At 57.7% G+C, this 11,893-nt stretch carries 13 protein-coding genes; 5 read left to right on the forward strand and 8 right to left on the reverse strand.

The window, feature by feature from the left end; all coding sequences use genetic code 11:
• Positions 1-4 precede the first annotated feature (4 nt).
• The 5 genes from I9188_RS08045 to I9188_RS08065 form a co-directional block, all read right to left on the reverse strand.
• Complete coding sequence (locus I9188_RS08045) at positions 5-628, reverse strand: LysE family transporter (RefSeq protein WP_209504958.1); 624 nt, start codon at positions 626-628, stop codon at positions 5-7.
• Positions 628-1,197 carry an XRE family transcriptional regulator gene (locus I9188_RS08050; protein ID WP_209504959.1) on the reverse strand — a complete coding sequence of 190 codons (570 nt, stop codon included), beginning with the start codon at positions 1,195-1,197 and terminating at the stop codon, positions 628-630. The genes I9188_RS08045 and I9188_RS08050 overlap by 1 nt, the downstream gene beginning before the upstream one ends.
• Positions 1,198-1,322: 125 nt before the next feature.
• Entirely contained in the window at positions 1,323-1,841 is a 519-nt protein-coding gene (locus I9188_RS08055) for a GNAT family N-acetyltransferase (RefSeq protein ID WP_209504960.1), read from the reverse strand.
• Between the two features lie 100 nt (positions 1,842-1,941).
• Positions 1,942-2,397 carry a GAF domain-containing protein gene (locus tag I9188_RS08060; protein ID WP_209504961.1) on the reverse strand — a complete coding sequence of 152 codons (456 nt, stop codon included), beginning with the start codon at positions 2,395-2,397 and terminating at the stop codon, positions 1,942-1,944.
• A gap of 73 nt (positions 2,398-2,470) precedes the next feature.
• Positions 2,471-3,643 (reverse strand): acetyl-CoA C-acyltransferase, encoded by a 1,173-nt coding sequence (locus I9188_RS08065; RefSeq protein ID WP_209504962.1) that lies wholly within the window; start codon positions 3,641-3,643, stop codon positions 2,471-2,473.
• A 102-nt stretch (positions 3,644-3,745) separates the two neighbouring features.
• Between I9188_RS08065 and I9188_RS08070 the strand changes: the two genes are divergently transcribed.
• The 3 genes from I9188_RS08070 to I9188_RS08080 all read left to right on the forward strand — a co-directional run bounded on the left by I9188_RS08070 (position 3,746) and on the right by I9188_RS08080 (position 6,350).
• Positions 3,746-4,084 (forward strand): STAS domain-containing protein, encoded by a 339-nt coding sequence (locus I9188_RS08070; protein WP_209504963.1) that lies wholly within the window; start codon positions 3,746-3,748, stop codon positions 4,082-4,084.
• Between the two features lie 21 nt (positions 4,085-4,105).
• Positions 4,106-4,555 (forward strand): ATP-binding protein, encoded by a 450-nt coding sequence (locus I9188_RS08075; RefSeq protein WP_209504964.1) that lies wholly within the window; start codon positions 4,106-4,108, stop codon positions 4,553-4,555.
• A 217-nt stretch (positions 4,556-4,772) separates the two neighbouring features.
• Positions 4,773-6,350: a gamma-glutamyltransferase family protein gene (locus I9188_RS08080; protein ID WP_209599606.1), complete on the forward strand. Its 1,578-nt coding sequence runs from the start codon at positions 4,773-4,775 to the stop codon at positions 6,348-6,350.
• Between the two features lie 35 nt (positions 6,351-6,385).
• Here I9188_RS08080 and hspQ read toward each other — a convergent pair whose 3' ends face one another.
• Positions 6,386-6,712: a heat shock protein HspQ gene (gene hspQ, locus I9188_RS08085; protein WP_209598336.1), complete on the reverse strand. Its 327-nt coding sequence runs from the start codon at positions 6,710-6,712 to the stop codon at positions 6,386-6,388.
• An 80-nt stretch (positions 6,713-6,792) separates the two neighbouring features.
• Here hspQ and I9188_RS08090 point away from each other — a divergent pair, with 80 nt between their 5' ends.
• Together I9188_RS08090 and I9188_RS08095 are read left to right on the forward strand one after the other, a co-directional pair.
• Positions 6,793-7,674, forward strand: a complete 882-nt coding sequence (locus I9188_RS08090; RefSeq protein WP_209598337.1) for an AEC family transporter — start codon at positions 6,793-6,795, stop codon at positions 7,672-7,674.
• Positions 7,675-7,734: 60 nt separating this feature from the next.
• A complete protein-coding gene (locus tag I9188_RS08095) occupies positions 7,735-8,316 on the forward strand; it encodes a lytic transglycosylase (protein ID WP_209599591.1) in 582 nt (193 codons plus the stop codon).
• A 14-nt stretch (positions 8,317-8,330) separates the two neighbouring features.
• On the opposite strand, the gene I9188_RS08100 is transcribed toward I9188_RS08095, so the two are convergent.
• Positions 8,331-8,927 carry an outer membrane lipoprotein carrier protein LolA gene (locus I9188_RS08100; RefSeq protein ID WP_209504969.1) on the reverse strand — a complete coding sequence of 199 codons (597 nt, stop codon included), beginning with the start codon at positions 8,925-8,927 and terminating at the stop codon, positions 8,331-8,333.
• A gap of 39 nt (positions 8,928-8,966) precedes the next feature.
• Positions 8,967-11,891: a DNA translocase FtsK gene (locus I9188_RS08105; protein ID WP_209504970.1), complete on the reverse strand. Its 2,925-nt coding sequence runs from the start codon at positions 11,889-11,891 to the stop codon at positions 8,967-8,969.
• Between the last annotated feature and the right edge of the window lie 2 nt (positions 11,892-11,893).

Consider the following 11,893-nt stretch of genomic DNA (forward strand, 5'->3'; position numbering starts at 1 on the left):
CTGACTACCCCTTTGTTGCGGGTGTGGTGCTGGTTCCCAACAACACACCGTAGATGACAAAACAGGCCGCCATGATCCGGCGCACCCAGATATTGAACACGGCGCCCAGCGCTGCCTTGCCCATCAAGGCACCCAGCGCCGTAAAGCCAGTGTAGCTGAGTGTGGTGATGACCAGCGCGGTAGGCATGATAACCCCCATCTGCCGCCAGATCGGAACCTCGGGCTGAACGAACTGCGAAAACGCGGCCAGGTATCCGGCGACGCTTTTGGGATTGATCGTGGCCACTGCCAGCGCGTGCAGATAGACATGTCGTGCCGGACGCTCGGAGGCTGGTGCGGGTTTTGTCGCATTCATCCAGCCGCGAATGCCCAACCAGATCAAAAACCCCGCACCAATCAGCTTGGCGACAAAGAACCCGGTCGGCGATGCGGCGATCAGCGCCGTCACGCCCAGCGCAGACAGGATCAGAAAGGCGCTGGCCTGCGTGAGAATAGCCAATACGCCCAGCATTGCCTTTGGAAACGGCAAACTCATCCCGTTCGAGATGCAATTAACCGCGTTCGGGCCCGGGGTGGTCACGAATACCACCCAGAACAACGCGAATATGGTCCAGGCCTCGAACGACATCAGTAAACCGGCGGGGCGATGACCCAGATGGCCACAGCGGGCTCATCATAAGGGTTGGCCCATTGATAGGGTTCATGTCGGATCCGAAAGCTGTCACCCGGCCCAACCGTGAACGCGCGCGACCCGATTGTCAGGTCCAGCCTGCCCGAGATCATGTATCCGACCTCCTGTGTCGGGCGATTGGCCGGTGTCTGCATCTGCGAGTTGGGTTTGAAGGTGGAATGTACCATTTCGAAATCATCGGTCAGATCCGGCGAGAGCAGCTCTTCGATCAACCCTTCCTCGCCCGACCCCATAGGTCTGCGCGAGCCGGCACGCACGACATATCCCTGCTCGTCCGCCGGTGCCGCCGAATGCGCAAACAACATCGACATGGGTACGCCAAGGCATTCGGCGATCTGCCTGAGGTCCGAAATCGACGGCTCGGACATGTCACGTTCAACCTGGCTGAGCCAGCCCACAGACCTGTCCAACCGGAGCGCGATATCACTCAGCGTCAATCCACGCGCCTTGCGCAGCGCGCGGATATCTGCGCCGAGTGTCGCACTTTGCGGGGCGTGGCTGTTCAAGGATGGCTCCAACGATCGTGAAAATTTCACCTCATTTTTCACGATGACTCGATTCCGTGAAATTTCCAAGCATTTTTTCACGCAAGCCCGTATTCCGGGTGGCTATGCCCTGACGGTTCGGTCACTCAGCTGATATGGCAAACATAAATATCGGCGGTTTCTGAGGCGCGCTCCGGCCAAAGCGTAAAGCCTGTTTTTTGCAGAACGCGGGCTGAGGCCGGATTGTCGCGCCCAACCCCGGCGATGAGGCGTATGTCAGGCCCAGGCGCCAATGCGTCCCGCAGGCCTTGCAGCATCTCGGAGGCGTAACCATTCCCCCAGGCGGATTCTGCAATCAGATAGCCGATGTGAAGGCTTGGAATTGAATCGGCCTCTGAACTCATGGCCAACACGAATAGGCCAATAAGGTGGTTACCGTGGTTTTGGCGCGCAAGCAGAATATCGCTTTCAGCACGTCTGTCATCAATCCAGTTCGAAACACTCCGGCCCTGCAACTGCATCGACGGCGGCAGGTGTTTCAGGACCTCAGGGGTCAGAAGCGCTGCAAGATCATCTTCAAGCCGACCTCGCAATCGCGGATCGGCGAGTTCAACCTTCCAGTCGCTGACCGAAAGGCGCGGAGTTCGGAATTGGCCTGGGACCATGGTTAATCCAATACGGTTCGGACTTTCCGGTTTTATCAGGCTCCGAGTGAGATCGAAATGAAGAAATCGGCAGACGCGCCCTGTACCACCGGAACTTCAATCAGACTTGCGCGAAGGTCTTTGACAGGATCGCGGACAGGTTATCCGCGTCTTCGGTTGAGAACGCGTCGGGTTGATTGCTGTCGATGTCGAAAACTGCAATCAATTCGCCCGCTGCGTTCCGGACCGGCAGAACCAGTTCGGATCGAGTGGAGGAGGCGCAGGCGATGTGACCCGGAAACGCATCCACATCCGGCACAAGCTGCACCTGCCCGGTGCGCGCTGCCGCCCCGCAGACGCCGCGCGCGAACGGGATGACCAGACAGCCGTGGCCACCCTGGTAGGGGCCGATTTTCAGCAAGCCCGGTTCTGTCACACGGTAAAACCCGGTCCAGTCGAAGCGGTCGTCAGAATAGTGGACCTCGCAAGCAACCGTGGCCATCAGGGCAATCTGATCGGTTTCGCCTTCGGTCAATGCTGCAATTGTACTGGCCAGCGAACTGTAATCGACGGTCATAGGTCCCGAACCCCTTGGAAAACTCGGGGGCGCTGCCCCCGAACCCCCGGAGTATTTCGAAAAAGATGAAGGGTCAAATGCGTTCGATCGCGATAGCTGTTCCTTCACCGCCGCCGATGCAGATTGAAGCAACCCCCCGCTTGAGATTTCGTTTCTCGAGCGCGTTCAACAAAGTGACCATGATACGGGCGCCAGATGCGCCGATAGGATGGCCCAAAGCACAGGCCCCGCCATTTACGTTTACCTTGTCGCGCGGCAATCCCAACTCGTGCATGAAAGCCATCGGCACAACTGCGAAGGCTTCGTTGACCTCCCACAGGTCGACATCATCCTTGTTCCAACCGATGCGGGACAGAAGCTTTTGCGCCGCCGGAACCGGCGCAGTCGTAAAAAGTCCGGGCGCTTGAGCATGGCTGGCATATCCCAGAATCCGCGCCCGAACTGTCAGCCCTCGCGCTTCTGCCGTTTCAGACGATGCCAGAACAAGCGCCGCCGCGCCGTCGGAAATTGACGAGGAATTGGCGGCCGTCACTGTCCCGTCCTTGCGGAAAGCCGGTTTCAACGTCGGAATTTTCTCGGGGCGGGCGGATTTGGGTTGCTCGTCGACAGTCTGTACAACCTCACCCTTTCGCGTGCGCACTGTGACGGGGACGATCTCGCCGTCGAAAGCACCGCTTTCTTGCGCGGACAGTGCGTTAGACAAGGATTTCAAGGCATATTCATCCTGCGCTTCGCGGGTGAACTGATACGCCTCGGCGCAGTCTTCGGCAAAGGTTCCCATCAGGCGGCCCTTGTCATAGGCGTCTTCCAGCCCGTCAAGGAACATGTGGTCGATCACCTGACCATGACCGATGCGCGCACCGCCCCGCATTTTCGGCAGCAGGTAGGGCGCGTTGGTCATGCTCTCCATCCCTCCGGCGACCATTGTGTCCGCATGACCCAATGCGATCTGGTCGAAGGCCATCATCGCCGCTTTCATCCCGGAACCACACATCTTGTTCAGCGTGGTGGCAGGAACCTCCTCGCCTAAACCCGCCGCGAAACCCGCCTGGCGCGCCGGTGCCTGCCCCTGACCTGCGGGCAGGACACATCCCATCAACACCTCGTCAACCGTCTGCGCCCCTGCCTGCTTTAACGCGGCACGAATCGCTGCGCCGCCAAGCTCGGATGCTGCGACACCGTCGAACATGCCCTGAAAACCACCCATTGGCGTTCTGGCGGCACCTGCAATAACAACATCTCTCATCCGGATAATCCTCCTGTCGTCCGGCCCTTGAATACCGAATGGTAAGAATTCGCGTCTAGCGTATTTCTACGACTCATTTTCAGATTGGAGGGCGGCCGGACCATGGGGCTGACCAGCACATCAGACGGTACGACACAGATTATCACGGTTCACTCTGACCGGATCGACGCTGCGATGGCAATTCAGTTCAAAGAAGACATGCGCGCAGAAACCGAGGCCTGCGCCGATCGAGTTGTTCTTGACCTGTCAGGCGTCGAGTTCATCGATTCAAGCGGACTGGGTGCAATCGTGGCCTCCATGAAACAACTGGGTCTGAACCGAAAACTCGATCTGGCAGGCCCGCAGCCCGTGGTGGAAAAGGTTTTTCGCCTGACGCGCATGGATACCGTCTTCAACTTGTTTGCAACACTGGATGACGCCCTGTCGGAACCAGACAGGTGACAACAGCAGGAGTGCGACAACGTGGAGCCCATTTGTAACGCTACCTGCCTGGAACTGAGCTTTCCCGCAACGGAAACAGAAGCCAGCACGGGGATTGCGAAACTCAGCGCCGGACTGGCGAAACGAGGGTTGCCGCCGCACAAGGCGGACGACGTCAAGATCGCACTAGCAGAAGCAATCAACAACGTTGTGGAACATGCCTACATGGACGTGGCCCCGGCCGGGGTTCAGGTGACATGCCGGTTGGACAGAAACCGGCTGGACATTCTGATTTCGGACACGGGCCATCCATTGCCTGGCTACGAACCACCAGACGGAACACCAGCGCCACTGGGAACCCGCATTCGGGATTTGCCCGAAGGCGGGTTCGGCTGGTTCCTGATTCATCAACTCACCAGCGACATTTGCTATGAACGCCGCGACGGGTGCAATCGGCTTTCCTTGCGATTTAACTTTGAAGAAGACGGGTAACCCGCCGAAATTGGCCACAATAACGCCTTTTTCGAAACATTGTCGCGCCGCAAATCGCCGCCATACAGTGACTCGTAGCTCAGATAGCTTCCCTCGGCGCCAATTATCACAGCCCCCACCCAGTGAACGGCGCCGAGGATCTCCCCCCCCTTGAAATGACTGGACAACCGGCAATCAGAGAATAGCTTTCCCTTGTTTGAAGGAGAAAGTACCCACCATGCGTGATCTGCACAAACCTGGCCGGTCGGAAGTTTTTGCGACGCGGGGGATGTGCGCAACGTCGCACCCGCTGGCCGCAAAGGTGGCAATCGATACTCTTGAGCGCGGCGGCAACGCCATGGACGCCGCGATAGCAGGTGCAGTTCTGCTTGGGATCTGCGAACCGCAGATGACAGGGTTAGGGGGTGATTGTTTCGTTTTGTTCAGCCGTGCGGGCGAAAACCGAATACACGCATTGAACGGTTCGGGTCGCGCACCGGCCGCCGCACGGGCGGAGCCCTTGCGGGACAAGGGCCTGTCATCTGTACCGTTGAACGGCCCGGACGCGGTGACTGTTCCCGGTGCCGTGGACGCCTTCTGTCACCTTGCAGAAACCGAAGGGCGTTTGGGGCTGGGTGCGATTCTGGAACCCGCAATTCACTATGCCGATGCTGGCGTTCCGGTGGCCCCTCGGGTTGCATTTGACTGGAAAACGGGGGCGGCCACATTACAGGGCGCTGCGCGTGATCATTATCTGATCAACGGACAGATACCCACAATCGGGCAGATTTTTTGCGCCCCCGGTCAGGCTGAGGTCCTGCGCAGGATCGCCAGCCAGGGACGCGACGCTTTTTATTCAGGAGACATTGCCGAGGATATGATCCAGGCCCTGTCCGCACTCGGAGGTGTCCATACCGCCGAGGACTTCCACCGCACCAGGTGCACTGAAACGCAGCCCATGCGCGGGGCCTACAAGGGTGTTGATCTGGTCGAACACCCCCCAAACGGCCAAGGCGCAACCGCGATCCTGTTACTGAACATTCTAAAACAGTTCGACTTGGCCAGTATGGATCCATTTGGAGCAGAACGAGTTCATATCGAGGCTGAAGCCACCAAGCTGGCTTATGACGCGCGGAACCGGTTCATTGCGGATCCCGATCATGTCGCACGGGCCGAGCGGTTTCTTGATATGGATGTTGCGGTCAGGCTGGCGGCACTGATTGACCCAAAATGCGCAATGCCCGCAGCAGCACCTTTGACGGAAGCCGTTCACAAGGACACGGTCTATATTACAGTGGTCGACCGCGATCTTATGGCTGTGTCGCTAATCTATTCGATCTTTCATGGCTTTGGATCAGGGATCGCGTCCGAGAAATACGGCATTCTGCTTCAGAACAGGGGGGCGGGGTTCACGCTTCAACCGGGTCACCCCAATGAACTGGCTGGCTGCAAGCGCCCGATGCACACGATCATACCGGGGATGTTGACCGAAAATGACCGTGTCACGATGCCATTCGGCGTCATGGGCGGTGCTTATCAACCGACCGGGCACGCGCGGTTCGTTTCGAACCTTAGGGACTTTGGGCTGGAGCTACAGGAAAGCATCAACGCGCCGCGAGCCTTTTTCGATGGAAATATCCTGAAACTGGAGCGGGGCTATTCTGAAGAAGTGGTGAAACAATTGTCTGAAATTGGCCACAATATTGAAATTCCAGAAACACCGCTCGGTGGAGCGCAAGCGATCCGAATCCGAAAAGACGGTGTTTTGGAAGGCGCCAGCGACCCGCGCAAGGATGGGTGCGCCCTTGGATACTGATCAGCGGCAGTACAATGCCGACCGGTTCGCCAAACCTAGTTCAGTTGGAAATGCAGAGGGTAAGCACCGTCTTCGAACGGGCCGAACATGTTGGAGATATCCGGGTGCTCGACCGGCTCTCCGGAATAGTCTGCAACCAGATTTTGTTCTGAAACATAAGCAACATAGAAGGATTGGTCGTTCTCTGCCAACAGGTGGTAGAACGGCTGTTCTTTCCGTGGACGGCTGTCTTCCGGAATGGCCTGATACCATTCTTCTGTGTTCGAAAACTCTGGGTCCACGTCAAAAATCACCCCTCGAAAAGGGTGTTTCTTGTGACGGACCACCTGGCCCAATCCGTATTTCGCGCGTGTCTTTAACATTGTTTCGGCCCCCACCGCATTTACTAACGGTTTTTGGCCCGAAATGCCAATCATTGATGTGAAATTCAGGGAAACAGTCTGTGAACCTAATATTGACAGTGTTCGAAATCGTGGCCCCGGTTTTTCTCTTGGCGGCCATTGGCTTTACGTGGGTCAAACTGGGGTTCGAATACCGGCTGCAATTCGTGACACGCTTTGCAACAACGCTGGCAATGCCCAGTCTAATCTTTGTTGCACTCATGCAAACCGACATTCCGGGCGGAGACTTGTCGCGTTTCACATCGGCGACCCTGGTCGCAAATCTTCTGCTGGCAGGGGTGTTCTGGTTGCTGGTTCGCGGATTGAAACTGGATCAGCGCACGTACCTGTCACCGCTGATATTCGGCAATACCGGCAACCTTGGCCTGCCGCTATGTATCTTTGCGTTCGGGCAGATTGGCTTGGGTTACGCAGTCATCTTTCTGTCTGTAACTGCGCTGTTTTCTTTCACCTATGGGATCTATCTGGTCGCCGGAAAAGGCGCATGGGGACAGGTCTTACGCCAGCCGATGGCCTGGGCGTCCATTCTGGGTGCGATGTTTTTGTGGCAAGGGTGGCAAACTCCGACATTTCTGACCAACACGTTAGAGCTTTTGGGGCAAATGGCTGTTCCGCTGATGTTGGTCACGGTCGGTGTGGCAATCGCCCGCCTGACCTCGCGCAGTCTGGGGCAAGCGCTCTGGTTGTCAGTCCTGAAACTTATCGTCTGCTTTGCGTTGGGCTGGGGGATTGGGGTGTTATTTGATCTCGACACAGTCGCCTTTGGCGTTCTGGTATTGCAGATTTGTACACCAGTCGCTGTGACCTCATATTTGTTGGCAGAGCGATTTGAAGCCGATTCCGATGCCGTTGCCGGCATGGTCATGGTGTCCACTGTGCTGTCCGTGGCGGCGTTACCCGTAATTCTTGCCATTGTTTTATAGCGATTGTGATTTCCTCAGAGCTCAATCTGCGCTAGAATAAACAAAAAAGGCATGAGGCACATGAGCAGAATTCTTATCGTACTCTTCGGGGTGCTGCTTTTGGCATCCTGTGGCGGCGGGTCAAAACAACCGCCCAGCAAACTGAACGACGCGTGCAGCATTGCACGCGAACGACCCGATTTTATCAAGGCTTTCAAAAGCACCGAGCAGAAATGGGGTGTTCCGGTTCACGTTCAGATGGCCACGATTTATCAGGAAAGCCGGTATCGCCACGATGCGCGCACCCCGCACCGTTATGTGCTGGGCGTGATCCCGATGGGGCGGCAAAGCAGCGCCTATGGGTTCAGCCAGGCACTGGACGGCACCTGGGATCAATATCAGCGCGAAACCGGCAAGCGCCGGGCCAAGCGGGATCGCATCCGCGACGCGTCGGACTTCATCGGCTGGTATATGAACAAAAGCTATGAGCGCAACGGAATCCACCCCGGCGACACACGCAATCAATACCTGGCCTATCATGAAGGCCACACGGGGTACGCGCGCGGTACTTACAACAGCAAGTCGTGGTTGTTGAGCGTAGCCAATGACGTGGACGCGCGCGCGCAACTGTATCAGGCGCAGTTGGAGAATTGCCGGTATTGACCAGCAAAAGCGGGTCAGCGATTGACTGACCCGCGTCTTTCCTTGTTCGAGAAAAGACCCTGATCAAGACCATTGCTTTCGGTCAGCGCACCCAAAAGAACGGTGGTCTGGCTGCCGGCGTTGTCATGAATCACCCATTTGCGCAGCTCGACCGGATTATCGGTGAACATCAATTCAATCCGACCTGCCTCAGGGTTCTTGGGGTCTTGCGCAGTAACCACTGTGGCCGTGCCGTCAAAGCTGTGGCCGACAACCATATTGGCCTGATCAAGATTCACGTTGCGTGCCAGCACAATGGAAAGCGGCGTGCGCTTCAGCGGATATTGCTCGGGCGGCTGGTTCGATTTCGGATCGAAGATCTGAACACTGCCCGAGCGCGCCAGCACCACAGCGCTGTTGGGTGGATCATATTCGAACCGCATCTTGCCCGGGCGCTGCATCCACAGCTGCCCGGTGCTCAACGAGCCATCATCATTCACCTGCGTGAACGTTGTCTGAACCGTTTTCAATCCGTTCAGGTAATTGGAAATCTGCGAAAGCGGCAGTTTTTCCGCCGCCCATGCGGCGGGTGCGGCCAGTGTCAAAGCAAGGGCAAAAGCAATCTGTTTCATGCTGTACAGATAGGCTGTCTGCCCTTGTTATTAAATATCCTATTGCTCGGGGACGAGGATTTCGCGTTTCCCGACATGATTTGCTGACGAAACAACACCTTCGTCTTCCATTTGTTCAACAAGACGCGCCGCCTTGTTGTACCCAATGGCGAGTTTCCGCTGAATGTAAGAGGTCGAGCATTTGCGATCCTTGATCACAATTGCCACCGCCTGATCGTACAGCGCATCCTCTCCGTTCGTGTTGCCGCCAGTGTTCAGCCCCAGAACGGCGTCAATGTTGTCGACCTTGTCCTCGGCCGGCCCGTCCAGAACACTGCCCACGTAATCGGGCGGACCGAATTGTTTCAGATGGTTGACGATTTCCTCGACCTCTTCATCCGACACAAACGGTCCGTGGCAGCGGGTAATCTTGGCGCCACCGGCCATGTAAAGCATGTCGCCCTGCCCCAGCAGCTGTTCGGCGCCCATCTCGCCCAGAATGGTACGGCTGTCGACTTTCGAGGTCACCTGGAACGAAATCCGCGTAGGGAAGTTGGCCTTGATCGTGCCGGTGATCACGTCAACGGACGGGCGCTGTGTGGCCATGATCAGGTGAATGCCCGAGGCCCGCGCCATTTGCGCCAGACGCTGGATGCAGGCTTCGATCTCCTTGCCCGCGACCATCATCAGATCGGCCATCTCATCGACGATGACGACGATATAGGGCATCGCTTCGGGCGCGAATTCTTCCGTCTCGAACGTTGGTTCGCCGGTTTCATCGTCAAACCCGGTTTGCACCGTGCGGCTGAACATCTCGCCTTTGGCCAGCGCATCCTTCACACGGCCATTGTAGCCCGCGATGTTGCGGACGCCCATCTTGGACATCTTGCGATAGCGGTCTTCCATTTCGCCCACGACCCATTTCAGGGCGACAACCGCCTTCTTTGGATCGGTCACAACGGGTGACAGCAGATGCGGGATGCCATCGTAAACGGACAGTTCCAACATCTTCGGGTCGATCATGATCAGACGGCATTCATCCGGCGTCAGCTTGTAAAGCAGCGACAGGATCATCGTGTTGATCGCCACCGACTTACCCGAACCCGTAGTCCCAGCGATAAGCAGGTGAGGCATCTTGGCCAAGTTCGCCACAACGGATTCACCGCCGATATCCTTGCCCAGCGCCAGCGGCAGCGCCTGATTGCCATCGCCGAAATCGCGGCTGGCCAGGATTTCCCGCAGCACGACCATCTCGCGGTTTTCGTTGGGCAATTCGATACCGATCACCGAACGCCCCGGCAGGGTCGAAACCCGCGCCGACAGCGCCGACATCGAGCGGGCAATATCGTCTGCCAAACCGATCACACGGCTCGCCTTGAGGCCCGGAGCGGGCTCCAGCTCGTACATGGTCACGACCGGGCCGGGGCGTACGCTGACGATTTCACCCTTGACGCCGTAATCGTCCAGAACGTTTTCCAGCATCCGTGCATTTTCTTCCAAGGCCTCATCGCTCAGGTGATGGCGTTGGATACTGGCGGGGTTGGACAACAAGCCCAGAGGCGGCAGTTCGAAGTCAGAGTGCCGTTCCTCGAAGGACAATGCCGGTTGCGCTTCGGCCTGCGCACGACGAGACGGCAACGGTGTCCGACGCACGGGCTGCGCCACCACAGGCTTGCGCGGTTCAGCTACCGGGATTTTCATCGCGGGGCGCTGCTGCGGCGCGGCGTCAGTGACATCCTCGAAAACCGACTCATCATCGATATCCAATTCGGATGCGTATTCGTATTGTTCTGTCCCGGCCTCATAACCGAACACAGCGGGTTCTTGCGCCTCTGGTGTGTCACCAGCGGACACCTGCGGCTCGGGGCGCAGACCATACGCCGTCATCGGCGGTTCGGGTGGCAGTTCGGACGAGGTATGCTGGTTCAGGATCAGCGGATCGGGACCGCGTCCACGACCCTTGGTCAACGGTAGGTTGGGATCCGGCTCGGGTGTCATTTCGCCTACGGCTACCTTGCGATTTCGCACGGCGGCCGAGATTTTGGAGCGGATGCGATCTTCGCCGGGCATGTCGTCAAAGCCCGCGATCGGTTCAGGATCCACCAACTCAGGCTCGGGCATTGGATCGGGGCGCCGGATAAGTGACGGCATTCGCGCCAACAGGCCTGATTTGACCGGAGGTTCAGGACGTCCCAATTCAGGTTCTTCAAAAACAGGATCGGCATAGACCAGTTCGTCGTCAAACATCGCCTCAGCCGCTTCAGCGCGGGCAAGCTTGCGTTCTTCCCACTGCGCCCGGCGATCCCGCGCGGCTTGCGCGGCCGAGGCCGCACCACGCCCCATCAGCGTCATCAGCATGTCATAAGACATAACAAGACCCAGTAGGAAGGCGCGGAAGCCGCGTTTCACGTCGGCCTTGGTGAAGCCCAGCACAAAAACACCCAGCGTGGTCATCCCGACGGCCATGGCCAGCGACATCAGCTTGACCAGAAAATGCGAGGAGATCGGCAACAGCGTCAGCAACGCGCCCATGACCGTGTCGCCGAACAAACCGCCCAAACCGTAGCTATGCGTTGCACGCCACTCGGCACCGGGAACAAGGGTAGCGGCATAGACCGAGGCTACAGCGATCCAGATCGGGGCAAAGATCAGGCGGGCAATGGCCCGGTCTTCACCGAAATGGCCAGCAAAACGCAGACCCCATCCAACCAGAACAAGCGCGATGCCCCAGCTTCCCCAGCCCACGATCATGAACAAGGGGGCTGCAATAGACGCGCCGACCCGTCCCATCCAGTTCTGCACCGGCGCGTCGGTCGAAACCATCCAATTAGGATCATCGGGCGTATAGGACCATATCATCGCAGCCGCGGCCAAGCCCAACAGGATCAGCGCAATACCGATCAGTTCCTTACTGCGTCGCTCCAGGGCTGCCTGTGTTGTGCTGTCCAGCAATGGGTCGCGGTTTCGCGCGTTATATGATGCCATTT

Origin of the sequence: Ruegeria sp. HKCCSA071, assembly GCF_017872555.1 — a bacterium.
GTDB lineage: Bacteria > Pseudomonadota > Alphaproteobacteria > Rhodobacterales > Rhodobacteraceae > Ruegeria.

What these genes read in the sequence shown, in the direction of transcription:
- I9188_RS08045 (WP_209504958.1), bottom strand. Translation starts at nt 628, where the DNA reads ATGTCGTTCGAGGCCTGGACCATATTCGCGTTGTTCTGGGTGGTATTC.
- I9188_RS08055 (WP_209504960.1), bottom strand. Translation starts at nt 1,841, where the DNA reads ATGGTCCCAGGCCAATTCCGAACTCCGCGCCTTTCGGTCAGCGACTGG.
- I9188_RS08060 (WP_209504961.1), bottom strand. Translation starts at nt 2,397, where the DNA reads ATGACCGTCGATTACAGTTCGCTGGCCAGTACAATTGCAGCATTGACC.
- I9188_RS08065 (WP_209504962.1), bottom strand. Translation starts at nt 3,643, where the DNA reads ATGAGAGATGTTGTTATTGCAGGTGCCGCCAGAACGCCAATGGGTGGT.
- I9188_RS08070 (WP_209504963.1), top strand. Translation starts at nt 3,746, where the DNA reads ATGGGGCTGACCAGCACATCAGACGGTACGACACAGATTATCACGGTT.
- I9188_RS08080 (WP_209599606.1), top strand. Translation starts at nt 4,773, where the DNA reads ATGCGTGATCTGCACAAACCTGGCCGGTCGGAAGTTTTTGCGACGCGG.
- hspQ (WP_209598336.1), bottom strand. Translation starts at nt 6,712, where the DNA reads ATGTTAAAGACACGCGCGAAATACGGATTGGGCCAGGTGGTCCGTCAC.
- I9188_RS08095 (WP_209599591.1), top strand. Translation starts at nt 7,735, where the DNA reads ATGAGCAGAATTCTTATCGTACTCTTCGGGGTGCTGCTTTTGGCATCC.
- I9188_RS08100 (WP_209504969.1), bottom strand. Translation starts at nt 8,927, where the DNA reads ATGAAACAGATTGCTTTTGCCCTTGCTTTGACACTGGCCGCACCCGCC.
- I9188_RS08105 (WP_209504970.1), bottom strand. Translation starts at nt 11,891, where the DNA reads ATGGCATCATATAACGCGCGAAACCGCGACCCATTGCTGGACAGCACA.